The 25,782-nt window shown below is 48.1% G+C and carries 21 protein-coding genes; 17 read left to right on the top strand and 4 right to left on the bottom strand.

What is annotated here, in order from left to right; all coding sequences use genetic code 11:
* Window positions 1-665: 665 nt before the first annotated feature.
* The gene (locus PT964_RS15325) at window positions 666-2,219 is read left to right on the top strand and encodes a S1C family serine protease (protein WP_274364226.1); all 1,554 of its coding nucleotides are present in this window, start codon (window positions 666-668) and stop codon (window positions 2,217-2,219) included.
* Between the two features lie 60 nt (window positions 2,220-2,279).
* Here PT964_RS15325 and PT964_RS15320 read toward each other — a convergent pair whose 3' ends face one another.
* Window positions 2,280-4,232 (bottom strand): ABC-F family ATP-binding cassette domain-containing protein, encoded by a 1,953-nt coding sequence (locus PT964_RS15320; protein ID WP_274364225.1) that lies wholly within the window; start codon window positions 4,230-4,232, stop codon window positions 2,280-2,282.
* A gap of 479 nt (window positions 4,233-4,711) precedes the next feature.
* Here PT964_RS15320 and PT964_RS15315 point away from each other — a divergent pair, with 479 nt between their 5' ends.
* From PT964_RS15315 to PT964_RS15270, 10 genes are all read left to right on the top strand, one after another.
* Entirely contained in the window at window positions 4,712-5,485 is a 774-nt protein-coding gene (locus PT964_RS15315) for a 5-formyltetrahydrofolate cyclo-ligase (protein ID WP_274364224.1), read from the top strand.
* Window positions 5,485-6,012, top strand: a complete 528-nt coding sequence (moaC, locus tag PT964_RS15310) for a cyclic pyranopterin monophosphate synthase MoaC (protein WP_274364223.1) — start codon at window positions 5,485-5,487, stop codon at window positions 6,010-6,012. Before PT964_RS15315 ends, moaC begins: the two co-directional genes overlap by 1 nt.
* Window positions 5,975-6,475, top strand: coding sequence for a MogA/MoaB family molybdenum cofactor biosynthesis protein (locus PT964_RS15305; RefSeq protein WP_274364222.1), 501 nt, complete (start codon window positions 5,975-5,977; stop codon window positions 6,473-6,475). The genes moaC and PT964_RS15305 overlap by 38 nt, the downstream gene beginning before the upstream one ends.
* Entirely contained in the window at window positions 6,472-7,494 is a 1,023-nt protein-coding gene (locus PT964_RS15300) for a molybdopterin-binding protein (RefSeq protein ID WP_274364221.1), read from the top strand. The genes PT964_RS15305 and PT964_RS15300 overlap by 4 nt, the downstream gene beginning before the upstream one ends.
* 17 nt (window positions 7,495-7,511) lie before the next feature.
* Window positions 7,512-7,787 (top strand): twin-arginine translocase TatA/TatE family subunit, encoded by a 276-nt coding sequence (locus PT964_RS15295; RefSeq protein WP_274364220.1) that lies wholly within the window; start codon window positions 7,512-7,514, stop codon window positions 7,785-7,787.
* 438 nt (window positions 7,788-8,225) lie between these two features.
* Window positions 8,226-8,507 carry a co-chaperone GroES gene (groES, locus tag PT964_RS15290; RefSeq protein ID WP_274364219.1) on the top strand — a complete coding sequence of 94 codons (282 nt, stop codon included), beginning with the start codon at window positions 8,226-8,228 and terminating at the stop codon, window positions 8,505-8,507.
* A gap of 66 nt (window positions 8,508-8,573) precedes the next feature.
* A complete protein-coding gene (gene groL / locus PT964_RS15285; RefSeq protein ID WP_274364218.1) occupies window positions 8,574-10,199 on the top strand; it encodes a chaperonin GroEL in 1,626 nt (541 codons plus the stop codon).
* A gap of 145 nt (window positions 10,200-10,344) precedes the next feature.
* Window positions 10,345-11,133, top strand: coding sequence for a hypothetical protein (locus tag PT964_RS15280; protein ID WP_274364217.1), 789 nt, complete (start codon window positions 10,345-10,347; stop codon window positions 11,131-11,133).
* A gap of 5 nt (window positions 11,134-11,138) precedes the next feature.
* Window positions 11,139-11,597, top strand: a complete 459-nt coding sequence (locus PT964_RS15275; RefSeq protein WP_274364237.1) for a hypothetical protein — start codon at window positions 11,139-11,141, stop codon at window positions 11,595-11,597.
* Between the two features lie 142 nt (window positions 11,598-11,739).
* Window positions 11,740-12,420, top strand: coding sequence for a glycoside hydrolase family 73 protein (locus tag PT964_RS15270; protein ID WP_274364216.1), 681 nt, complete (start codon window positions 11,740-11,742; stop codon window positions 12,418-12,420).
* Window positions 12,421-12,666: 246 nt separating this feature from the next.
* Here the strand turns inward: PT964_RS15270 and PT964_RS15265 are convergent, their stop codons facing one another.
* From PT964_RS15265 to PT964_RS15255, 3 genes are all read right to left on the bottom strand, one after another.
* The gene (locus PT964_RS15265; RefSeq protein ID WP_274364215.1) at window positions 12,667-13,086 is read right to left on the bottom strand and encodes a hypothetical protein; all 420 of its coding nucleotides are present in this window, start codon (window positions 13,084-13,086) and stop codon (window positions 12,667-12,669) included.
* Between the two features lie 193 nt (window positions 13,087-13,279).
* Window positions 13,280-14,983, bottom strand: a complete 1,704-nt coding sequence (locus PT964_RS15260) for an S-layer homology domain-containing protein (RefSeq protein WP_274364214.1) — start codon at window positions 14,981-14,983, stop codon at window positions 13,280-13,282.
* A gap of 180 nt (window positions 14,984-15,163) precedes the next feature.
* Window positions 15,164-16,327, bottom strand: coding sequence for an S-layer homology domain-containing protein (locus tag PT964_RS15255; protein ID WP_274364213.1), 1,164 nt, complete (start codon window positions 16,325-16,327; stop codon window positions 15,164-15,166).
* A gap of 753 nt (window positions 16,328-17,080) precedes the next feature.
* On the opposite strand from PT964_RS15255, the gene PT964_RS15250 reads away from it, so the two are divergent.
* From PT964_RS15250 to neuC, 6 genes are all read left to right on the top strand, one after another.
* Window positions 17,081-18,115, top strand: coding sequence for a Wzz/FepE/Etk N-terminal domain-containing protein (locus PT964_RS15250; RefSeq protein ID WP_274364212.1), 1,035 nt, complete (start codon window positions 17,081-17,083; stop codon window positions 18,113-18,115).
* 61 nt (window positions 18,116-18,176) lie between these two features.
* A complete protein-coding gene (locus tag PT964_RS15245; protein WP_274364211.1) occupies window positions 18,177-20,093 on the top strand; it encodes a polysaccharide biosynthesis protein in 1,917 nt (638 codons plus the stop codon).
* 10 nt (window positions 20,094-20,103) lie between these two features.
* A complete protein-coding gene (locus PT964_RS15240) occupies window positions 20,104-22,416 on the top strand; it encodes an O-antigen ligase family protein (RefSeq protein ID WP_274364210.1) in 2,313 nt (770 codons plus the stop codon).
* Window positions 22,417-22,436: 20 nt separating this feature from the next.
* Window positions 22,437-23,447: an NAD-dependent 4,6-dehydratase LegB gene (locus PT964_RS15235; RefSeq protein WP_274364209.1), complete on the top strand. Its 1,011-nt coding sequence runs from the start codon at window positions 22,437-22,439 to the stop codon at window positions 23,445-23,447.
* A complete protein-coding gene (locus PT964_RS15230) occupies window positions 23,444-24,613 on the top strand; it encodes a LegC family aminotransferase (protein ID WP_274364208.1) in 1,170 nt (389 codons plus the stop codon). Before PT964_RS15235 ends, PT964_RS15230 begins: the two co-directional genes overlap by 4 nt.
* Window positions 24,614-24,619: 6 nt before the next feature.
* On the top strand, window positions 24,620-25,780 hold the full coding sequence (gene neuC, locus PT964_RS15225) for a UDP-N-acetylglucosamine 2-epimerase (RefSeq protein WP_274364207.1): 1,161 nt from the start codon (window positions 24,620-24,622) through the stop codon (window positions 25,778-25,780).
* Window positions 25,781-25,782: the final 2 nt, after the last annotated feature.

Here is a 25,782-nt window from a genome sequence, read left to right as displayed (position 1 = left end):
TTATGGAAATCCTTGTTAGTTAATTGGTCAGTCGTAGTTTTTTTTTGTGTTTTATGGGCAGTGTCATAGCTGCTCTCACTGAAATTGCACGAACTCTCGATATAAGTACCAAACAATCCGTTATCACTGTAGAAACCGCCGCATTCTGCGCACATAAGTACCTTTGGATCCGTTCGGCGGGCACTGTTTCCTCTGAAATTGCACGAATTTTCGATATAAGTACCTCACAATCCGCTATCACTGTAGAAACCGCCGCATACCACGCACATAAGTACCTTCGGATCTGTTCGGCGGGCTCTGTTTCCTCTGAAAGTGCACGAACTCTCGATATAAGTACCTCACAATCCGCTATCACTGTAGAAACCACTGCATTCCGCGCACATAAGTACCTTTGGATCCGTTCGGCGGGCACCGCATTTTTGTGTTGAGTATCGTGTGTCTAATTTCCTAAAGTGAGGGGAATCCACCGCATTTTATCCACACCGATTTTTGCACGATTAACGTACTTAATTTTCACTTATTCACATTATCCACAGCCAGTTACCCCAAAACTGTGGACAAATGAGGCAAAATTTTCATGAAGTCCTAGGAGGAATGATTTGGAAGGGGGCCGAATTACTACATGATGTAAAGTATCGCATAAGACATTAGGAGGAGCTCTGGGGATGAAGGGGAAGTTGTTGACTGTATGCTTGCTTGCTTCCGTCGCGGCAAGCGCCGTATGGCCGTTGGGCACGCCTGCTGCAGCTGCGTCTGCCGCTGCGGCCGATTCGACCGGCAAGGCGGTGGCTGCGGTTGCGGAGAAGGTGAAGCCGTCCGTTGTCGGAATTTTGAATATGGGAGGCGCCGGTCAAGGCACGTATCGGAGTCATTCCGCAGGAACCGGTTTCGTCTATAAAGACGGCGTGATCGTGACGAACGCGCATGTGGTGGATAAAGCGGCCGAGCTGCTGATTCTGTATGCGGACAAAACGACGGAAACGGTAATGCCCGACCAAGTGTTTCTGGACAAGCTGTCGGACGTCGCCGTCATTAAGGTCGAAACGAAGGGGCTCGTACCGCTCGCCTTTGCCGATTCCGATAAGCTGAGCGTAGGTGAAAACGTAATCGCCATCGGCAATCCGCTCGGTTTTCGCCTGGGCAATTCCGTGAATTTGGGCATCTTGTCCGGTACGGGGCGAGCGCTCGGCTCGGGATATCCGTTCCTGCAGACGGATGCCGCCATCAATCCGGGGAACAGCGGCGGTCCTTTGGTCAACCTGCAAGGAAAAGTCATAGGCATCAACTCCGCGAAAATGGCGGACATCGGAGTGGAAGGGCTCGGTTTCGCGATTCCGGCGAATACGGCAATCGAGATCGCGGACAAGCTCATCAAGGACGGCTCGATCGACCGGGCGACGCTCGGCATCCAGTTTGGCGAAGGATGGGAGGCGTACTTCGGCGTACCGGACCGGGAAGGCGTAGAAATCTACAACGTCATTAACGACGGACCCGCAGGGATGACCGCGCTTCGGGCCGGCGACAAATTGATCAAGCTGGACCGTACTCCGATCTATACCGAGGACGACGTGTATGCGTTCCTGCTGACGAAAAAGCCGGGAGACACCGTCAAAATAACTGTGCAGCGCAACGGCCAAACGTTCATTGCCGAAGTCGTCGCAGCCTCGATGAGCGATATTTCGGAAGCGGCTGGCGAGCAGGTGCAGGCGGGGTACGGCATTTTGAAGGATTTGACGTCGACGCAAATTCGCGAGGCGGCGGAGTTCGGCCGGGCGGTCTACAACTACGAGGACGATATCAACGAAGACTACGTGGCGATTAGCGGCGGAGCTTACGCGGTGCTGTATACGGAGTATTTGTACATTGCCCGATTGACCGAATCGATGCTGAATTTCGGCTACAACCCGGGAATGGACTATATTCAAAAAGCGGCGCAGGACATCAACAATAAAGTAGAGTTTTTGATCGAGGTCGGCTCGGGTTCTAAAAATTTCCTCAACGGAGCGCAATTTACGCTTAGACAGGGGAGTACGACGATCATCAGCGAAAAGCCGGCGGTGACTTACACAACGGATGAAGACGAAAAGACGGTCATCGCCATTGCGAAGGTGCGGTTTGACTCGAGAAAGCTGAAAACTTCCGAGCCGATCACATTGACGCTGAAGACGAGAATCGGGCAGACGCTTGTATTTAATTTTGACTTGAAAAAATTGAAGTAGAAAGTAAAGAGGCGCTTTCCCGCCCGGTTGGGGGGAGGCGCCTTTTTTAACGTCGTTTTGTCAGCTGATCAGCGTCTCCCATTCTTCGTACCATTGCTCTAGCTGCCTTTTTCGGGAGTCGACTTCAGCTTGGATGCTTTGAACGGCTTCGTAATCGTTGTACACATCGGGATCGGCCAGCCTTTGTTCCAAGCTCGACAGCTCCTCCTCCGTTTTGGCGATTTCCTTCTCCAATTGCTCAAGCCGCCGCTGCCGGTTGCGTTCTTCGCGTTTGGCTTGCTTTTCCGCTTCATAGGATTGGGCGCCTGCTTGCTGTGCGGGTGTTTCGTCCGCAGGCTTTGTCGAACGGACGCCGCCGCCGGCACGGGATTGCGCGCGTTCCGACGCCTCCTCCGCCAATTCCAGCGATTTCGCGAGAAAATCGTCATAATTTCCTAGGAAATGTCGAACGCCGTCAGGACGCAATTCAAACACCTGCTCCGCCATCCGGTTCAAGAAATAGCGGTCGTGGGAAATGAACAGCAGCGTACCCTCATAGTCCAGCAGCGCGGACTCCAGCACTTCCTTGCTGACGAGATCCAGATGGTTCGTCGGCTCGTCGAGAATGAGCACGTTCGCGTTCCGGAGCATAAGCTTCGCGAGCGCAACCCGCGCTTTTTCGCCGCCGCTTAAGGTCGAAATTTTCTTTAACACATCGTCCCCGCTGAACAAAAAGTTCCCAAGCACCGTACGGATGCGCACCTCCTCCAATTGAGGATACTCGCCCCATAATTCCTCGAGGACAATGTTGTTCGGATTCAAGCCGGTTTGCTCCTGATCGTAATAGCCGATCGTAATGTTGGTTCCCCAGCGGATCGTGCCGGTTTGCGGCTGCATATCGCCTACCAGCGCTTTGAGCAGCGTCGATTTGCCGATGCCGTTCGGGCCGATGAGCGCCACGGAGTCGCCGCGACGCAGATCGAAGTCGACGTTGCCGAACAGCGGAGCGTTGTCGCCGTATCCCATGGACAGGCTGCGAACCTGCAGCACCTCTTTCCCGGACAGCTTGTCCGTTTCGAAGCGGAAGGAGGCGCGCTTTAGGTCACCCTGCGGGCGGTCGATGCGTTCCATGCGCTCCAGCATGTTGCGGCGGCTTTGCGCGCGTTTCGTCGTTGTGGCGCGGACGATGTTGCGGCGGATGAAATCCTCCATACGGGCGATTTCTTCCTGCTGCTTTTCGTAAATTTTGAGCTGGCGTTCGTATTCCGCGGCTTTTTGTTCGACGAAGGCGGAATAGTTGCCGGCGTATCGTTTGGCGGAGGTGCGTTCGATTTCGTAGATCGTGCTGACGAGTGCGTCTAGGAAGTACCGGTCGTGAGAGACGACAAGAATCGCGCCCGGGTAACTGCGTAGATACTGCTCCAGCCACGTCAACGTTTCGATGTCGAGATAGTTGGTCGGCTCGTCCAACATCAGGATGTCGGGTTTTATTAGAAGAAGGCGGGCTAGTGCCAAGCGAGTTTTCTGGCCGCCGCTCAGGGTGGACACGATCGTCTCCGGCGGCATGTCGGCGAAGCCCATCCCGTGGAGCACGCCTCGAATCGTGGCGTCGATGGCGTAGCCGCCACGTTCGCGGAAGCGGTCGGATTTTTCGGAATAGCGGGCGAGCACCGCGTTATATTCGGACTCGTTCGTTGTGAGTGCAGGGTCGGCCATGCGCGCTTCGAGCTCGCGTAGCTCCGACTCCATGGTCAGCAGGTCGTCGAATACGACACGCATCTCGTGCTCGATGGAGCGGTTCGATTGGAGCCCGCTGTTTTGGGCGAGGTAGCCGATGCTTGTCCCCTTCGCGATGAACATTTGTCCTGCGTCGTATGACGATTCCCCGGCGAGGATGCGGAGCAGCGTCGATTTGCCGGCGCCGTTCGCCCCGACGAGGCCGATGCGGTCGCGGTTTTGGATTTGCAGATGAATATTGGAAAGTATCGTTGTCGATCCGTAATTTTTGCCGATTCCGGAAGCTTGCAGCAGCATGGTATTCCCTCCGTAGTATGTCAAGCCGCTTTGGCGGCGCGGTAATGCTTCGAATGTGTTATTGCTCGCGGATGTTTCCGCTCGTGCAACGGAAGAAAGCTCCGTTGGAGAGGGCGGTGGCGCGCGCATCCGTTCGTGCAACGGAAGAAAGTTCCGTTGGGGAGGGTGGTGGGGCGCGCATCCGCTCGGTAACGGAAGAAAGTTCCGTTGGAGAGGTCGGTGGCCGCGCATCCGCCCCCTTAAACGCCGGCATTCGGCCGAATGATTAAAAAATGCGTGAAAAATGAGGCGAAACACCGAGTCAAGCGGGCAAGATGAACGAACGTGCTCCGATTCAACATATTTCGCACCAATTCCAAGTGTATCGAATTCCGCCCGAACGCGCCACAGGTAAGCGAACATTTGTTGCGGGAGGGGTGATGGATTATGATACAATGTAGATATACGAAAAAAAGATCAGCGCCATAGAATAGAGGTACATGAGAGTGAAACAGCGGCGGCATGGGGATATGAGCCATAAAGGGGAAGATGGCCGTTCCGCTTCAGGGGGCAATGCGAACGCAGCATCCGGATTAAACGGAATCGCGGCCGATTCCGAGCCGAATGCCGAAGGCGGCGGCCGCAGCCAGGCCGCCGGCGCGCTTGCGGCGGCAAAGGCCGCGCTCCGCAAGCGGATGGCGGCGGCGCGCGATGCGCTGACGCCGCAGGAGCGCGAGCAGCGCTCGACCGCCCTATGCCTCCGGTTTCTGGAGGCATGGGCGGAGACGCTGCTGCAAGCGCGCGAGCGGGGACAGGCGCTCGCCGCGTTTGTTCCGTTCCGCTCGGAGGCGGACGTGATGCCCATCGTCCGCTGGTGCTGGGAGCGGAACGTGCAGGTGGCGCTGCCGAGAGTCGAGGCTGCGCACATCTTGACCCTGCACCTCGTTGCAGGGGAGCACGAGCTCGCCCCGGGCGCCTACGGCATCCGCGAGCCCGAGCCGCGTGCGCCGCGGCTCGAACACAACGCGGTCGCGCTGGCGCTCGTCCCGGGGCTCGCCTTCGACGCCGCAGGCCGGCGTCTCGGCTACGGAGGCGGTTACTACGACCGCCTCATACAACAGCTGCAAGCGCCTGCCTCGCAGCAGACGATTCTCGTTGCGCCCGCCTTCGAGGCGCAAATCGTAGACGCCGTGCCGGCCGAGCCGCACGACGCTACAGTGCGCTTCATCGTCACGGAAGCGCGAATCATCACCACACGGGAGGACGAACCGTAATGCCGAACTTCACGCATATGAACGAGCAGGGCCGCGCGCGCATGGTGGACATCTCCGGCAAAGCGAGCACGCTGCGCACGGCGACCGCGTCCACTGCCGTCGCGATGAAGCCGGAGACGCTCCAAGCGATCAAAGACGGCGCCGTCTCCAAAGGCGACGTCCTCGCGGTAGCTCAAGTTGCCGGCATCATGGCCGCCAAAAAAACGCCGGACTTCATCCCGATGTGCCACCCGATCCTCATTAGCGGAGTGGACATTGCGTTTAGCGATAACGGAAACAACGAATTATACATAGATGCGACGGTACGCACGACGGGAGGCACGGGCGTAGAGATGGAGGCGCTGACCGCGGTATCGGCGGCTGCACTGACCGTGTACGACATGTGCAAAGCGCTCGATAAGGCGATGGAAATCGGGCCGACCGTCCTCACGCGCAAAACCGGAGGAAAAAGCGGAGACTTTGCAAGGGACAAAGGGAGAGGAACGAAGCATGCAACCGAAACCGAAGGTAGCCATTCTGACAGCTAGCGATCGCGGCTTCCGGGGGGAACGGGAGTCGACCAGCGCGCTTGTCCTTCGCGAGCTTGCGGAGGAAGAGCTGAACGGCCAAATCGTAGAAGACCGGGTCGTGCCGGACGAAACCGACGAGGTGATGGCCGCTTTAATCGAAATGTCCGACTATCATCACGCGGACCTGATTCTGACGACCGGCGGCGTCGGCCTGAGAGCAAGAGATACGACGCCGGAGGCGACTCGCCGAGTCATCGAGCGCGAAGCGCCGGGCTTTGCCGAGATGATCCGAACAAGCCTCAGAGCCAAAGGCCGCCTCGCCGCCCAGTTCCGCGGAACGGCCGGAACGAGGGGCAATACGCTGATCGTCAACCTTCCGAGCACTCCGAAAGGCGTATCCATAGCGATGCTGGCCATGATGAAAGAGCTGACGGCGGCTCTTGAAACACTTCAAGGCAAGGAGGCGGAGCCTGACGAATGACACTGAAACCGGAGCATGTACTGAAAGAGGTCCCCGTCCGCGACGCCGTAGGCCTTCGTCTCGGACACGATCTGACACGGATCGTCCCCGGCGAATTTAAAGGCCAGGCGTTCCGCAAAGGGCATATGATCACCGAAGCGGATATTCCGCAGCTGCTCGATATCGGCAAAGAGCATATCTATATATTGGACGTGCCGAAAGGCTGGCTGCACGAGGACGACGCGGCGCACCGGATGGCGGAGGCGACCGCGGGCGCGAACATTACTTGCACTGCCCCCGCCGAAGGCAAAATATCGCTCAAATCGACTATCCACGGCCTTGCGAAAATCGATGAAGCGTTCGTCCACGCGGTTAATGCGATCGAGCACGTCGTGTTTTCTACGATCGTGAACAACACGGTGGTCCAGCCCGGCACCGCGCTGGCCGCAACCCGCGTCGTGCCGCTCATCGTCGAGGAGCATACCATCACAGAGTTCGAACGAACCGCGGCACACCATAAGCAGCTCGGCGGCAGCGGCAGCGAACTCGTCTTTGTCAAACCGTTCCGTCCGCTGAAGGCAGGCATCGTCACGACCGGAAGCGAAGTGTGGGGTAACCGGATTGAAGACAAATTCGGTCCGGTGCTGCGGGATAAGCTGGCGGCCTTCGGCTCGGAGGTCGTCGAGCAGCGATTCTCGCCGGACGTCACCGACACGATCGTTGAACACATAAAACACTTTCAGTCACTCCAAGTCGACCTGATTCTGGTGACCGGCGGCATGAGCGTCGATCCCGACGACCGCACCCCCGGCGCCATCAAAAAAGCCGGCTCCGACATCGTCTCCTACGGAAACCCGATGCTGCCCGGCTCCATGCTCATGATGGCCTACCTCGACGGCACGCCGATCCTCGGGCTGCCCGGCGCCGTCATGCACGAGAAGTTCACATCGTTCGACGTTCTGCTACCGCGCATTTGCGCGGGAGAAACGATAAACCGCCAAGACATTATCGCTATGGGCTACGGCGGACTGCTCAAATAACAAGGGAGGAACACAACATGTTTCAAAACATCGGACCGGTCGGCCTGCTGCTGATCGTCATCGTCGCGCTCATCCTGTTCGGCCCCAATAAGCTGCCTGAGCTCGGCCGCGCCTTCGGCCGCACTTTGCGCGAGTTTAAAGAAGGAACGAAGGAGCTCCTGAAAGACGAAGACGTGGAAAAAGGTTCCCGCAATAACGCGGCAGCCCGTGAAACGCGCACAGAGGTGGAGGGGCAATTTACCGAAGTGAAGCAAACCGAGGAACAACAGAAAGACCGCCGCCTGCCGGACTAGTATCGTAGAAGTCCCCCATATCGGGGGACTTCATCTGTAGTTTGGCATGAAATAACAACACTATGAGTTGCTAAGAGACTGTATTTCGATTTGCGCAGGAAAATAACCACACTCTAAGTTGCTACTGACCCCAAAACCGCGGTCCCAGAGGTAAAAATCGGGGGATAGCAACTTCAGGTGTTACTAAAAAAATTACGGCTGCCGTTTTGAGCCGAATAGCAATCTGTAGTGTTGCTATTCCCGGAGCTTTGTCCGACAGTCTAAATGTTTCCAGCGAAGGACACAATGAGGGGAGCGAAAAAATTTTTTTTCGTATCCACTTGAAATGCGCATGCAAAATAAGTAAAATTTGAATCGTGAGCGTTAGCACTAACCACTCGAGAGTGCTAACAACAATAAAACACTTTGAGACGTTATATTGAAGGAGGCCATTTTGTCATGATCAAACCTTTGGGTGATCGCGTAGTACTCGAAGCCATCGCTAAAGAGGAGACGACTGCTAGCGGCATCGTTCTTCCGGACACGGCGAAGGAGAAGCCGCAAGAAGGTAAAGTTGTGGCCGTAGGCGCAGGCACGTACAAAGACGGTCAGCGCATCCCGCTGGACGTGAAGGAAGGCGACCGCGTCATTTTCTCCAAATACGCAGGCACTGAAGTGAAATACGAGGGCCGCGAGCTATTGATCATGCGCGAAAGCGACATTCTCGCCGTCATCGGCTAATCGAGAATAAGTCCTCGCCAAAATTTCTAACACATATACGATTTAATTTATAGGAGGTCACGAATTATGGCTAAAGAAATCAAGTTTAGCGAAGAAGCGCGCCGCTCGATGCTCCGCGGTGTGGACGCACTTGCGAACGCCGTTAAAGTTACGCTCGGACCGAAAGGCCGCAACGTTGTCCTTGAGAAGAAATTCGGTTCCCCGCTCATCACGAACGACGGCGTAACGATCGCGAAGGAAATCGAGCTTGAGGACGCATTCGAGAACATGGGCGCACAGCTCGTTAAAGAAGTAGCGACGAAGACGAACGACGTTGCCGGAGACGGTACGACGACAGCTACGGTTCTTGCGCAAGCGATGATCCGTGAAGGCTTGAAGAACGTTACCGCGGGCGCGAACCCGATGGTCGTTCGCAAAGGGATCGAGAAAGCCGTTAAAGCGGCGGTAGAAGAATTGAAGAACATCTCCAAGCCGGTCGAAGGCAGACAATCCATCGCTCAAGTCGCTGCGATTTCCGCTGCTGACGAAGAAGTGGGCCAACTGATCGCAGACGCTATGGAGAAAGTCGGCAACGACGGCGTTATTACGGTTGAAGAGTCCAAGGGCTTCAACACCGAGCTTGAAGTGGTTGAAGGTATGCAGTTCGACCGCGGCTACATTTCGCCGTACATGATTACGGACACCGACAAGATGGAATCGGTTCTCGACAACCCATACATCTTGATCACGGATAAGAAAATTTCCAACATCCAAGAGATTCTTCCGGTGCTTGAGAAGGTCGTTCAATCCGGCAAGCAGCTCTTGATCATCGCGGAAGACGTAGAAGGCGAAGCGCAAGCTACGCTCATCGTGAACAAGCTCCGCGGCACATTCACTTGCGTAGCCGTTAAAGCTCCGGGCTTCGGCGACCGCCGCAAGGCTATGCTGCAAGACATCGCGGCTCTTACAGGCGCACAAGTGATCACGGAAGAGCTCGGACTTGAGCTGAAGTCCACACGCGTAGACCAGCTCGGCTCCGCTCGTCAAGTTCGCGTTTCCAAAGAAAACACGATCATCGTCGACGGCGCAGGCGACAAGGCCGATATCCAAGCTCGCGTGAACCAAATCCGCGCACAGCTTGAAGAAACGACTTCCGACTTCGACAAAGAGAAGCTCCAAGAGCGTCTTGCGAAGCTCGCAGGCGGCGTAGCCGTAATCAAAGTCGGCGCAGCTACCGAAACCGAGCTGAAAGAGCGCAAGCTCCGCATCGAGGACGCTTTGAACGCTACTCGCGCAGCGGTTGAAGAAGGTATCGTAAGCGGCGGCGGTACGGCCCTCGTGAACGTATACAATGCTGTAGCGGCAGTTCAAGCGGAAGGCGACGAGAAGACGGGCGTAAACATCGTGCTTCGTTCCTTGGAAGAGCCGATTCGCATCATCGTTTCCAACGCAGGCCTTGAAGGCTCCGTTATCGTTGAGCAATTGAAGAAGGAAGAAGTAGGCGTAGGCTTCAACGCTGCAACCGGCGAATGGGTGAACATGTTCCAAGCAGGAATCGTTGACCCGGCGAAGGTTACTCGCTCCGCGCTCCAGAACGCAGCATCCGTTGCGGCTATGTTCCTTACTACCGAAGCTGTCGTTGCCGACAAGCCGGAGAAGGATAAGCCGGCAGGCGGCATGCCTGACATGGGCGGAATGGGCGGCATGATGTAATCACGCTTTAAAGAAGAGGTTTTCCCAATCGTTCTTTGAACTTTTGGGGAAGCCTCTTTTTTTATTTCCTTCAATATAACCGACAACGTATAAATTCAGGTTGATTTTGGAAATATACCCTTAAATACATCGCAATGGGGATCAGATGGACAACTATACGAATGACAATACCGCCAGAAGATATAAAGCGCATGTTAGTATCCTCGGGACGACGCAATTGCATCTTAGAAACCCTTATATTATTGCTTGGTGGTCCGCAGCGTTCCCTGGATTCGGGCATATGCTTTTATCTAAGTATCTCAGAGGGTATGCATTATTTATTTGGGAAGTCATTGTTAACATCAATGCACATGTGAATGCGGCAATGATTTATTCTTTTCAAGGGAATATAGACATGGCCAAAGAGGTGCTAAACACAAGATGGCTTATTATGTATATTCCGGTTTACCTATTCGGTATTTGGGACAGTTATCGGACAACAGTAGATATGAACAAGTTTTATCTTTTATCCGAGCGAGAGGAGCATCGTTTTAATTCATTTACATTAGGCGCTTTAGAAATAAACTACTTAGATAAACGATATCCCCTTCTCGCCGTTATGTGGTCATTATTTATTCCCGGTCTGGGACAGCTCTATATACATCGGATTTTAACTGCAGTATTTGTCATTGTATGGTTAGTAGTTTTCTTTTATTATTCGCATATTCAAGAAGCTGTTGTTCTCTTGTTCTTAGGTAAAGTAAAAGAAGCGACATCTGTTTTAAAGCCGGAATGGTTACTTTTTATCCCTTCACATTACGGGTTTGCTGTTTATGATTCTTACATTAATACGGTGGAGAATAATAAACTTTTCGAAAAAGAGTTAAGGCACCATTTGACCCGGAAGTATCAATCTCAGAATTTCCAAATACGAAAAGGACAAAAAGTGAAGTGATCGATTTGCAGCTTTTTTCAACATTTGAAACGCACATCTTTTTAGAAATGGCCATTTCAACGTTGGAAAAAAGGGGAATTCCGAAGGAAAGCATATTCGCTGTCCCTCTGGACAACAGAGAAGAAGACCGTAAAATTTTCGATAATCTCCATCGCTCTGACGGTACAAGTTTAATTGATATCGGTATGGGGCTGGCTACTGCATTTTCGGTTATTGGCGCAAGCATTGGTTTTAAACTGGCTTGGGGTCCGATTTATTGGGGATTGATCGGCGCATTTGCCGGATTCGTTCTCGGCCTCGCTATTCGCATTTTTTTTGAGATTGTTGTAAAGAAAAAAAAACGAACGCTAAAGGGCAAACATTCCGAAATAATCTTAATTGTTGATTGTGAAGAAACGCAAGCTGAATGGATTGAGGATATGCTTTGGAGCCATTTTGCGTTAGGAGTAGCGAAAATTAAATGACGGAAACAGCCTAAAGGCTTCTCACTAGTTCGAAAGGACTTTTGGGAAGCCTGCTTTTTTAGTAATTCGGTCGCCTTTCTTGTTTCAGCCGTTCCCCCTCATACAGGACATACATAATTCTATTTTATGGAGGTGATATTCGTTGAATAGGCAACAATTCATAGATATCGTCGCTCCGGTTGCCGTTAAAGTGAGGGTTGACGGCGGCGTGTTGTTTCCAAGCGTCAGTTTGGCGCAGGCCATTCTCGAAACGGGCGGAAACATTCCTTCGTGGAACAATATTGTCGGCTATAAGGTCGGCAGCGGAACGCTTACGGAATACTGGCACGGACGAAGCGTGTCGGCTAAGACGTGGGAGGTTTACGGAGGTTCCCGGTATGACAATATAACGGCCAACTGGCGGGCATACGACAATATTGAAGATTGTCTCAAGGACCAGGCGCTGTTGTTTTTGAACAATCGGTTGCGGTATTACCAAGTAATCGGCGCGAGAAGTCCGGCGGAGCAAGCTAATGCGCTGCAAATGAGCGGATATGCGACAGATCCCCTGTACGCAAGCAAGATCATCGCGCTCATTCGCTCCGGAGGTTACGAGAAATACGATAAGGAGGCTGAGGAAGGGATGGAAGCGATCAAGGAAATGCAGGCGGAAATTGCGGAATTGAGGGCGCTTGTGCGTGTCGGTCCTCCTCCGGTATGGGCCAAACCGACGGTCGATAAGCTTGTGGCAAAAAAGCTGCTATCGGATCCGACCGGCGATATAAGCTTTTTCCGAGCTTTGGTCGTGTTGGATCGCGCCGGAGCATTCGACAATGTGAAATAAGCATGGGATGAGGTTTCCTTTTATAAGGGAGCCTCATTTTTTCCCGTACTATGCCATTTATTCCCGCACACCCAATACCGACGAATCCGCCGAGGGCAACGGGAGCTCCGCTTTGCTTCTCTCACTAACGAACCGGTTCCAATCCTTCACGAATGCTTGCATCTCTTGTGAAATTTTACTTGATAAACGAAAAAAAGAATTCTATTCTTTCACTTTATCGCGAAATGATTAGAATTCTTTCTATAGTTATTCCGCTTCGTCCTGCAGCTCCGGGTTGAGGATCGGGAAGCCAAGCACCTTTTTCAAATCGTTAAACTCTCTTCGCAGCGCACGCACTTGCCGGCGCAAATGGATTACTTCTTCTTCCAGCTTAATAATATAGGTGTCGCTGTCGCTTCGATCGACATTTGTAATTCTTGATCTAGAGTACAGCCCGACGCGCGCTTCTTCCGAACGGCGCCGCTTGCCCAGCTCTTCAAACTGTCCGTTCTCATATTTATGAATAAATTCATTCAGCGCATCTTCGCTAATTTTCCAACCGACTCTTCTATTGACTGGGGGGTCGGCTTGAATGAAGCCTTCGTTCAGCCATTTGCGCAGCTCCTGCTTGTCCCTGGCAATTCCGCGCTCTTTGAGCAGCTGGAAGGCTTCTCTTACGTTCATCATCCGTAACACGCCTCCGATGCATTTCATATATATTTACTAATTATAAAGAAAAATAAAGGCAGAAACAAACATCTTATAGGATTATAGTATATCTTTTCTTAAAAATGATGCGATAATAGTACCATTTTCAAGGAATAAATGAAGCGAAACCCCGCCGGGACACCGGCAGGGCTTCGCTCGTGCTCATGTGAGATTAAATAAATGTAATGTGCGCGAGAAGCCGTTTCAGCATGACCGCCGCTTGAGCGCGGGTAGCGTTGTCTCTCGGAGCAAGCGTCGAATCCGTCATTCCGGTAACGATGCCGGCGCGAATCGCTACGGCCCAGTCGTGTGAAGCCCAAGGCAGCTCATTATGGTCAGTGAACTTGCCGATATGGCTCTGAGCTTCCGCATCCGTAATCGTTGTGTTCATTCCCGCGAAGGCAAGAGCTCTCGCGATCATGGCCGCCATCTCGGCGCGGGTGATCGTGCGGTCCGGTCCGAACGTGCCGTCCGGATAGCCGTTAATCAGTCCGGCTTCCGATGCGGTTTGTACGACTTCGGCATACCATTTGTTATTGCTGACATCGGAGAATTTCTCGCCGCCGCCACCGGAGGCCGTTAAGCCGAGCGAGCGAACAAGCAGTGCCGCGAATTCCGCTCTCGTAATGTCGCGGTTCGGCTCGAAGCGAAGCGAGGATACACCCTCGATGATCAGCTTGCTAGCCATCAGGTGAATATCGTCCTCTGCCCAGTGGCTTGCGGTGTCGTTAAACGTTTTGTCGTGCTTCAGCACCGCATAGATGCTGTTGCCGGGGCGCTGAAGCGTCGCTGTTACAATGCGGCCGTTGCCGTCCGTTGCGAACTTCGTCGGTACGAAGCTGAAGCTGCTTACGCTCTCGTTATAGTACACCCCGGTTAATTGGTCCGCACCGGCGGTCGTTTCGAGCGGCAGCGTGCGCTTCACGTAGGTGCGTCCGAAATCGTCGATCGGCACGGAGTTGCCGGTGTTGCCGACGGCCTTTAGCGCAAATTCGGCAGGCTGCGATTCCAGCGTCGCCCCAATGGAGCGGGCTTGCTCCTTCAAGCGGCTCCATGCCTCGCCGCTTACCGGAGCGACCTTCGCGTGAATGAAGAGCTCCTCTTGTTTAGCGCCGGTCGCCTTTTCCAATTCGGCGAAATTCAACACCTTAAGCGGCAGCTCCAGCGCAATCCCTTTGTTGTTAAGCGCCAAAATCCGGTTTTGCTTCGCCGCCTTGAGAACCTTCGCCGGAAGCTTCACCAGTCCGCCGGCCGGCAGCTCGATCGCAACCGTTACGTTGCTGTCCAGCTCTTTAGCGAGCTCTTCTTGCGAGACGGTTCCGTCCTCAGCAGCGCTGATTTTGCCGTCGATTGCTCCGGTATCGGGATCAGGCTGTGGTGGAGGCGGGGTTGAGCCCGATCCGCCGGATCCGCCCGGTCCGCCGCCGTCACCGCCACCGGATCCGCCGCCGTTACCGCCGCCTCCCGGCTGCGTGCGGGACCAGACCGTATACACGTCCGAGGTGACCGTTCCGTTCCCGTTCGGATCGACGTACCAGCTCGTCAGCTTCAGAGGATCATAAACATTCGCCGTAACCGTGTAAGTAAAATCATATCGGTCATAAACGGCATTCCCGTCGGTATAGCTGCCCGTTGGGGCAGATAAGTACACGCTGTCAATGACGCTCATGTTGTTGTCGTGGAGATTGAGGTACACATTGCCGGTAACCGTTTCGTCCGTATAGACGCTTGCGGTGACCGTACCCGTTGAACGGTCGTAGCTCACTTGAAAGATGTACGCCTGCGCATAGGCAAGCAAAGGAATCATAAGAGTTCCTAGTAAGACCAGTGCTGTTGCTCCGGAAACCTTCGTCAACCAGTTCTTCATCCGATTCATGTTCACTTCCTCCTACTTTGTCCCTTTTTAACTCCTCTCAATGTCTCTTTAGCCTTTTCCAAATTTCACCTCTTTCTGTAAAATGTTCGGAGCTGATAGGCGTTTTGAGGGGGTGGGGGGAGGAGAACGTGTATGAAAAAAAGAAGGGGCCCCCGTGGGACCCCTTCAATAGTTACGAGTTTATTCGTTGATGAACTCGGCGTTCAGCAAGAAGCGGTACAACATCGTTGCAGCTTCTGCGCGAGTTGCTGTGTTCTTGGAACCGATAAAGTCCGCTTTCAAGCCTTGAACGATGCCTGCTTTAACAGCGGCAGCGACTTCGGCCTTCGCCCATCCGATGTTGCTTGCGTCTCTGAACTTAGCGAGGATGCTTGCTTGCTCGGAAGCGGCTACGGACAAGTCTTTACCTGCAAATTCGCTGGCGCGAACGACCATTGCAGCCAATTGCTCGCGAGTGATCTCAGCCGTCGGGCGGAACGTGCCGTCCTCGAAGCCTTTGATGATGCCCGCTTCGGCAGCAATCGCTACATCGTTAGCGTACCAAGCGCTTGCGTTCACGTCGGTGAAGTCAGCAGTCGCCGTTCTGTTGCTCAAGCCAAGGGCGCGAACAACAAGGGCGGCGAACTCCGCACGAGTGATGGAGCGATCCGGACCGAACGATCCGTCCTCGTAGCCTTGAACGATCAGCTTGTTGGCCATTGGAACAACGTATTCCTCGGACCATTTGCCTTTCACGTCTGCAAAACTGTTGTTGAGCTCAACTACCGTGTAGATGGAGTTGGAGGTGCTCTTCAGCGTTGCAACCGTCTGACCGTCAATGGTCGCGAACGTAGCAGGGATAAAGGTGAGTGCTCCGGTTTCCTCGTTGTACACAACGCCTGTTACGGACTTCGGATCTACAGCTTTATTGACGTTCACGGAACGGGAAACGTAAGTTTTGCCGAAGTTGTTCACTTTGACAGACTTGCCGTTACCTTCAGCCGTTACGGAGAAGTCGACGATTCCGGCAAGGGCGTTGCCGCCGATTGCGGAAATCGCGTCCGTTACGGGCCTCGCTTCAGCGTCGGAAAGCTTCTTGATTTGTACTTTGATGTTCAGACCTGCGAGGTCGACGCCAAGTTCGGCGGCAAGCTTGTTGAAATCAAGTACGGACAGCGGAAGAGTGTAAGTCGAGCCATCTTCAGCAACGATCGTTACAGAAGCGCCTTCTTTCTTCGCAGCCTCTTCAAGTACGGAGCCTGGAATGGCAACATTGTCGCCTTTTACTTCGATAGTAACGTTAGTGCGGCCTTCGAACGCTTTCGCAAGTGCCTCGGCAGCTACGGAGTTGCTGACTTTGATCACTCCATCTTTACCGCCCGGGTTGCCGTTGTTGCCTTGGTTACCGCCATTACCGTTACCATTGCCAGGGGCGACTGGGCTGCCGCCGTTGTTGTCGTCGTCATCGTCGTTATTTGAAGCAGTAACATTTACAAGAGCAGTAGCCAGATTTTCAGTAGCCTTGCTTCTCTTGAAAATCACCGCCAATTAAGATATTGAATAGAAGCCGGAGGAAGGGGTTGCTTTGTACTCTGACAGGAATATATTACGCAAAGTATAATAACAAATATGGAGTCTCCAATGCGGGGGACCCCTTATTTGGTGTGTTATATGTCTAAAATACCTAGTACTTATTATCTCTTTTGAACAGGGGTGAAAACACATTCCAAAAAAAATATAAAAAACAGCGGATGGGGCATTAACTTCCAATGGAACCTATAATTTCCAAGAAAGTTTCCACAGCATTGGTCGCTCTGATCGTATACATGCTAATACCTGTAATAATACTTTATTATAAAGCTAAGAAACAACCGTAGAATAAATAACTATTATATATAATAAACTGACTTTTCTTATATTGAATTATATTCTAATAATAAAGTATTACAGTGCTTTCCAATGATTTTCCAGATAGTTTTCCTTGGAATAGTTTACGGTGTTGTTTACAATGAATTATGAATCGGAGAACGTCCTTGCATAGCTCTTATTAAAAAAGCTATACTTTTAATGACATGAACTAAGAATATAATTAAAACTTACATAGTAGGAGAGGAAATTGTGGACCAAAGCGCAAAGTACGAACTCAGCATAAGGGATATTTTCCAAATAATATGGAGAGGAAAAATAATCGTTTCGTTAATTGTAATTTTATGCATTCTTGTTTCTTTTTTTATAAATTTTTTTATGCTGAACAGCGTTTATGAAGCGACCTCATTAGTTCGGTTTAGTATTATCAAAACTGAAGAGACACCTGTAGATATTAATTCTTTTGCTCAAACCATTAGATCGGGTGTAACAGCTAGTAAAATCGCTCGCACATTAGAACTAGAAGGAACTTACGCTAGTTACGAGCAAATTAGAAGTAGTATCTCGGTAAGTGTCATACCAGATGCCAATGTCTTAAAGCTTTCTGTTAAAAATACGGATCCGTTGCTGGCAGCAAAAATTAGTAATATGCTTGCTTTCGATATTGCATCAAGAATCGAAATTACAGACCGTTCAGACATAATTGTAACAGCCAGAGATAGATTGGCGGAAATTGAAGAAGAACTTCAATTATCCACTAACGAGTTAGAGACCGCGAAAGAATTGCAAAAAGATACACCTGAAAAAATTGTAAATAAGAAAACACTTGCGGATGAACCTTATTTACTTTCCATTGTAAATGAACGGAATCCAAATGCGGTTGAAAACGGGGCTATTACTTTGGTTTCAGAAGAAATGAACCCCGTATTTATGGAATTGTCCCAACAAATCAAACAGGGAACAATACAAATTTCCAAATTGACTGCCGAAAAAGAAGTTTTAAACCATAGGATTAATAATAATCAAACTTTGATAGAAAACTTGGAAAAGCAAAATTATAGCGAAAAAATAGCCTCTACAAATTCTGTGAGGGTCTTAACGGGATTAAAGGCTCTTTTCATCACTCCAGCCTTGGAACCAACTATTCCTGTAGGACCTAATAAAATTGTTAATATTGTTCTTTCTGCAATAATTGGTCTTTTGACTAGTTTGCTGATAGTATTTGCTCGTTATTTTTGGTCCGCAAGCGATATTGGCGGGAATAGGTCTAACTACTTACAGGGTTGAAAGACAAAAAACTCATTACAACGAAGTAGTGAGTTTTTTCTTTTGGAGGGTACCTTTTATAATGAACCAAGTAAAAAGAAAGCTCATTTTGATGATTATCGACTCCATGATTGTAGGTTTTTCTGTCTATTGTGCTTATCTTCTTAGGTTCGACTTCGCTATAAAGCCACAATTCATTAGTACGATGCCTTTGGTGATTTCGTGTTTTACTTTGTTCACAGTGCTTAGTCTGTATGTTAATAAAATTTACAAAAAACTTTGGCAATATGCGAGTGTAGGGGATTTATTATCGATTTTTAAAGGAACAGTAACGGGAACTGCTGTTTGTTTTGTTGTTTATCAATTTCTTATAAAGGAAATACTTCATTCTGTTGTAATACCAAGAAGTGTCTTTATTATGACATTTATTATAACTTTGATGGGAATTGCCGGTTCAAGGTTTTTATGGAGAATCATTCAAAACAATTATTCTAAACTTCAACCTTACCACCATAAGGCTTTAGTGATCGGTGCAGGGGAAACAGGCTTGATGGTTGTTCGAGAACTGAAACAAAAATTCTCGGAATTCTATCCTGTTGCATTTATTGATGATAACGAAAGAAAAAAAAATTTAGAAGTTTCCGGTGTACCAGTTGTTGGGAATAGATTGGATATACCGGAAGTTGTTAAACGATTGGATATTAAAGTAATAATACTGGCAATTCCTTCCGCTACTAGGCTTGAAATATCAAATATATTAGAAATCTGCAAGCTAACGGGTTGTCAAATTAAAATAATACCAAGAGTAAGCGACTTTTTGAGCGGGAAAATATCGTTAAACCAAATACGTGACGTTAGTGTGGAGGATCTATTAGGTAGAGAACCTGTGTCGGTAGATTTGCAGGAAATTACCAGCTATGTGACCAACAAAGTAGTACTAATTACTGGTGCCGGGGGCTCGATCGGTTCAGAATTATCTCGGCAAATTGCCGGTTTTCAACCTAAATTATTACTTTTACTTGGGCATGGAGAAAACAGCATTTACGAAATTGAACTGGAATTAAGAAAACTGTATTCCCGATTAAAAATCGAGGCAATTATAGCAGATATTCAAGATAAAAGTAGAATTCAAGATATTTTCAATAGCTACAAACCACAAGTGATTTTTCACGCCGCTGCTCACAAGCACGTACCTATGATGGAAAAGAATCCAGCTGAAGCTGTTAAAAATAACATTATTGGTACTTTTTATCTTACAGAGGCGGCGCATAAGGTTGGAGCAGAACGATTTGTTATGATTTCTTCAGATAAAGCTGTTAATCCAACGAATGTCATGGGGGCAACCAAAAGAGCAGCCGAAATTATTGTACAGAGCTTTAATAATATAAGTGCAACGAAATATACTGCTGTACGTTTCGGCAATGTTTTAGGAAGCAGAGGCAGCGTTATTCCGGTCTTTAAAAGACAAATTAATGAAGGTGGACCTGTGACAGTAACCCACCCTGAGATGGTACGGTATTTTATGACGATCCCAGAAGCGGTTCAACTGGTGATACAAGCTGGGGCTTTTGCTCAAGGTGGCGAGGTATTTATTCTTGATATGGGTAAGCCTGTAAAAATTGATGATTTGGCAAGGGACTTAATTCGGTTATCCGGTTTGGAACCGGATGTTGATATTAAGATATTATATACGGGTATTCGGCCGGGAGAAAAGTTGTTTGAGGAACTATTAAGTAACGATGAAGGGGCGGCGGGTACGAAGCATAACCGCGTTTATATCGGTAAGGCAACAGGGATGCCTTTTGAGGAAATGCTTGAAATGGTAGGGAATTTTGAGAGGGTTTTTTCGGGAGTAAATGGAGAGGAAGTAAGACTTTTGCTGAAAAAATGGATCCCTACTTATCAGTATTTTGGGGACCAGTTATCAAATGAACAAATTAAGGAAGCAATTAGTGCATCATTAGAAATTGTCGCTTCCTTAGATAAGAAAGAGGGTTAAGTTTAATACAATGGAAAAAGGTACAGCAATGGAAAGTGGTTCGAAATTATCGTGGCTTATCAGTATACTTCTAGGCGTATTTATCATTGTCCCCCCCTATTTTAAGGCGTTATTCGACGGGGGAACTTTTACTTTCTTGGCTCCAATTTTTGGAACTATGATTTTAACAAGCACTGTATTGATTTTCACCATGATCTACTTCTTTTTAAAGCCCCAAAAAGTATCGATTTTTCTTTTACTTATTGTTTGGCTAATTCCTGCAACTTATCTAATTTCAAGTTTCATATCCCCTGCTTCTGCATATTCAGCAAGTTTTCATGTATTTCAGCAGGTTATGCATGTCTCGCTGCTTTTTGCAGGAATGCTCCTCATGCAACAAAAAAACGGTCTTAAACATGTAACAATTACGATTGTGTTTTCCGGGTATCTTGTGAGTCTTCATGGACTTTTAACATGGTTCGGTTTAGTGAAATATCAAGATGCATTGTTGGACGGTCGATTATCAGGAGTGTTTCAATACCCGAACACTTACGCTGCATACCTTATATTTTTATTTTTCGCCGGTCTGATGTTGTTTTATGGAGAAGAAAACAGAAGAATAAAAGCATTGCATTTATTTATGCAGTTGCCAATTATGTTTTCTTTGATATTAACAGATTCAAGAGGAGGATTAGTAGCATATCCGGTTGTTCTAATCGTTTTCCTTCTGTTGATGAAAGGCCATAAACAATTACTTGCTTTTGCACAAACAGTGGTGACAATTGGGTTCTCTTTGCTCTTAACTAAGTTGTTATTCAGCTTAAAAGAGAGTGGTTCCATTTGGGGTTTGCTTTTACTGTTAACCGCATCGGCTATTTACTCCGCGGTTATATTTTGGAGCAATAAAAAGTTGTCGCCGCAACTTGGAGAAAAACTGAAGTTTTGGATGTTGCCGCTTCTTGTAACTTTATTTGTTGATGCAGCTTCAATTCTCTATCTTACATCTGGAACTCTACCCTTCTTGTCTGAGATTTCTCCAAGACTTGGGAGTATAAATGCTAGTGAAAACAGCTTTCTTTCACGATCAGCTTTTTATGTAGATTCTTTAAAGATTGTTAAGGAAAATCCCATTTTCGGTGTTGGTGGCGGTGGTTGGTTCAATCTTTTTGAGATATATAAGAGTTTCCCTTACACAAGCAGACAAGCTCATAATTATCTGCTTCAGTATTTGGTTTCCGCTGGGATAGTCGGTTTCATGGTACTACTAGCTTTATTGTACTTGACCGGTTACTCATTCCTGAAAGCAATAAAAGATACAAGGTATACAAGAGATAAGGGTTATTTAAATGTGCTATTTCTGCTGATCGTAATCTTATTGGTTCATAGTTTAATAGACTTTGATATGAGCTTTTTATACCTTTCTTCCCTTGTGTTTCTTTCAATAGGTTTTATAATTTCGGCGGGTTTTCGAACAATGGCACCAAACAAGAGACCTTTTATCACTAAATGTATTGCAGTACTGGGGATCGCTATCGGTTTAGTTTCATTGGGACACTCAGTTCAGAATGTACGGGCGATCAATGAGTTTAATAATGTTAATGAAATGTTGCGCTCTGGTCAAGCTGATTTTCGTACAGTGGTTGAAGGGCTTGACCATTCCATCGGTCTTTCGAAAGGTCAACCGGCATTCAAAATCCAAAAAATTGCCGTTTATTTGGAAGTATATCGCCAAACTAAAAACGATCAATATTTATCTGACGCACAAAAGATGACCACTGATCTCATGGCTAAGGAACCAAGCAATAGGCAATTGATTGAACAACAATATTATCTCTATATGGTCAGCAATCAAACCGATAAGGCGAACGAGTTTGCTGAATTAATGTTACAAAAATTTGTTTGGGACAATAATTTTTATGCTAATTTAATTACGAATTACGCCACACTAGGATTTTCAAAATATAATGAAGGGGCTTTTGAGGAAGCAAATAGTTATTGGGACAAGGCGATACAAGTACATGAAAAAATGTTATCTCAGCAAGAACTAATCCCAGAAAAGCTTCCGCATTACAAACGAGCCTTCGTGTTTGATTCAAATGTAGGTTTAACATTAGGCAAGGTATATTATCTTAAGAAAGATTATTCTAGTGCGGAACAAATATTAAGACAAGGGCTTTCCAAAATTCCAGATGATATGAATAATCCTTTGAATCGTGAGTTAACAAGGTTTTATCTCGCGGCACTTGGTAAGCAAGGGAAGGAAAATCCTCGAATGTTTGAGCGTTTAGTCGCGCAGGACCCGAGTGAAAAGGAACAGATAGAGGGACTCTTAGCATTGAAATAATAAATTGGGGAATGATTGTTATGAACTTAACGGGGAAAAAAATTCTTATAACAGGTGCAGATGGCTTCATTGGTTCACATTTAACCGAAAAATTAGTTGAGTTGGGCTGCTCTGTAAAGGCGTTTGTTTACTATAACTCCTTTAATTCTTGGGGATGGCTTGATAGTGTGCCTAAAGCAGTTAAAGAAAATTTAGAGGTTTTTTCTGGCGACATACGGGATCCTCATGGTGTAAGGGAGGCGATGAAAGGGTGTGACATTGTACTTCATCTAGCCGCTCTTATTGCAATCCCATATTCTTATCATTCTCCTGATACCTATGTTGATACCAATATCAAAGGCACACTCAATATAGTACAGGCTGCTAAAGAGCTTGGAATTGAGAGAGTAATTCATACTTCTACGAGTGAGGTTTACGGCACCGCGCTCTATGTACCGATCGATGAAATGCATCCGCATCAAGGCCAATCGCCGTATTCGGCTTCCAAAATTGGGGCTGACCAAATAGCACTATCCTTTTATAAATCTTTTGAAACGCCTGTCACAATTATCCGGCCATTTAACACTTACGGTCCTAGACAATCGGCAAGAGCTGTAATCCCAACGATTATAACTCAAATTGCTAGCGGACGTAAGGTGCTGAAGCTGGGAGCGGTAACACCTACAAGGGATTTTAACTTTATTAAGGATACAGTGGATGGGTTTATTGCTGTTGCTGGGGCAGACCATATTGAGGGTGAAACCATTAATGTCGGAAGCAATTATGAAGTGTCCATTGGAGACACAGTAAAATTAATTGCGGAAGTTATGGGTGTAGAAGTGGAAATTGTTACTGATGAGATGAGGTTACGGCCGACGAAGAGCGAAGTTGAGCGTTTATGGGCTTCTAACGAGAAGGTAAAGAAATTAACCGGATGGGAGCCGAAATATGCTGGTATTGAGGGTCTGAAAAGGGGGTTAGCGGAAACGGCCGAATGGTTTAGTGACCCTTCAAATTTAAAAATGTATAAGGCCGATTTCTATAACATATGAGCCAATTGTATGAACAGATCCTTACTGCTATTAAAAATGTATCTTATTCAGGCAAAGAGAACCTAGGATTACATGAACCATATTTTGAGGGAAATGAATGGAAGTATGTTAAAGACTGCATTGATACTGGTTGGGTTTCATCCGTTGGTGAATATGTAAATAGGTTTGAGCGGATGTTGACTGAATATACGGGAATTGAATACTGTTCAGCCGTGGTAAACGGCACGGCAGCACTTCACGTTTGCCTGTTGCTTGCGGGTGTTAAAGCAAACGATGAAGTGCTAGTACCTGACCTTACTTTTATTGCTACGGCAAATGCTGTCGAGTATTGTGGGGCGACTCCTCATTTTGTTGATGTCGACTTAAAAACATGCGGTATAGACCCTAATAAACTTGACGATTATCTTCAAGAGCTTTTGATAATTCGTGGAGGCGAGAGCTTCAACCGGTTGACCGGCAAGAGAGTCAGGGCGCTCGTTGCAATGCATACGTTTGGTCACCCAGTGGACTTAGATAGAATTTTGGAGGTCTGTAACAAATTTAACATTATTTTGATTGAGGACGCGGCCGAGTCACTAGGATCATTTTATAAAGGCAAACATACCGGTCATTGGGGTTTGCTTTCTGCAATCAGCTTTAACGGAAATAAAGTAGTTACAACCGGTGGCGGCGGTGCAATACTTACAAACGATCCGCAACTTGCAGCTGCAGCAAAGCATATAACGACAACGGCTAAGATACCCCATAAATGGCGATATGATCACGATCAAGTGGGGTATAACTATAGATTGCCCAATATAAACGCCGCATTAGGGTGCGCTCAACTTGAACAATTAGATTCATTTATTAATATTAAGCGTCGTATTGCTGAAAGATACTTACAGCTTTTTTCCGAGATCCCGGAAATAATTTTCATGAAAGAACCTGACTTTGCAAAAAGTAATTATTGGCTTAATGCTGTGCTTATTCGACAGCCAGATATGACAGAGCGGGATAATCTAATTAGTTTTCTTACTAATAATGGTGTGCAAGCACGCCCCTCCTGGACGTTAATGCATAAGTTGCCGATGTTTAAAAATTATCCTCGAATGGATGTTTCTACAGCGGAAAGAATAGAATCTTCGTTAATTAATATCCCAAGTAGCGTGAACTTAGGGGTGAATTAACCGATAATGAGAAAGATTTGTATTGTTACTGGAACCCGAGCGGAGTACGGATTGTTGTATTGGCTTATGAAAGAAATTAGTAATGACCAAGAACTGCAATTGCAGCTAATTGTTACGGGAGCGCATCTATCACATGATCATGGAATGACGTACAAACTGATCGAAGATGATGGGTTTCATATAGATGTAAAAATTGATATGTTGCTCTCGAACGATACGGCGGTTGGCGTAACTAAATCGCTCGGATTAGCGATGATAGGCTTTGCCGATGCTTATCAGGTGCTTTCACCTGACATTGTTGTAGTTCTTGGAGACCGCTACGAAATATTAGCGGCTACCCAAGCAGCCCTAATCGCTGGAGTTCCGGTTGCTCATTTACATGGTGGTGAGGTGACAGCGGGGGCAATTGATGAGTCGATACGTCATTCTGTTACAAAAATGTCCCATTTCCATTTCGTAGCGAGCGAAGAGTATCGAAGAAGGGTAATGCAACTTGGGGAGAGTCCGGAACATGTATATAATTTTGGAGCGGTTGGGTTAGATAATATCAATCGGTTGCAACTTTTAAGCAAAGAGGACCTTCAACAAAAAAATAATTTTAAACTAAAAGAACCCACTCTTTTGGTGACTTATCACCCGGTTACGAATGATAAAGAAAGCGGCATAATGGGGCTTAAAAATCTCCTTATCGCAATGGACGCTTTTCCGGAGGCAAGCATTTTGATCACTAAGTCTAATGCTGATGTAGAAGGGAAAAGCTATTCCATGTTAATAGATGAATACGCCGCCCAACGCCCCGAGAAGGTTAGAGCTTTCATCACTATGGGACAGATTAATTATTTAAGCGCAATGCGCTTTGCCAGTGTAGTCGTCGGAAATTCATCAAGCGGAATTATTGAAGCCCCTTTTTTTAAAACAGCTACTGTAAATATTGGAAAAAGGCAAGATGGGCGGCTTAAAGCCAGATCAATCATAGATTGCTCTGAAGAAAAAGAGGAAATAATTAATGCTATAAAAGTTGCCCTCTCTTCCGAATTTCGAGATCGATTGCCTAGTACGGAGTCTCTTTATGGACAAGGGGCAACGGCCGCGAAGATAAAGGAAACGTTGAAACGGGTAAAACTTAATGGCATTCAAAATAAAAAATTTTATGACTTGGGGGTGTAGTT

Origin of the sequence: Paenibacillus thermotolerans (assembly GCF_028745515.1) — a bacterium.
In the GTDB taxonomy this organism is placed as follows: Bacteria; Bacillota; Bacilli; order Paenibacillales; family YIM-B00363; genus Paenibacillus_AE; species Paenibacillus_AE thermotolerans.
This window is presented reverse-complemented; position numbering and strand designations above follow the sequence as displayed.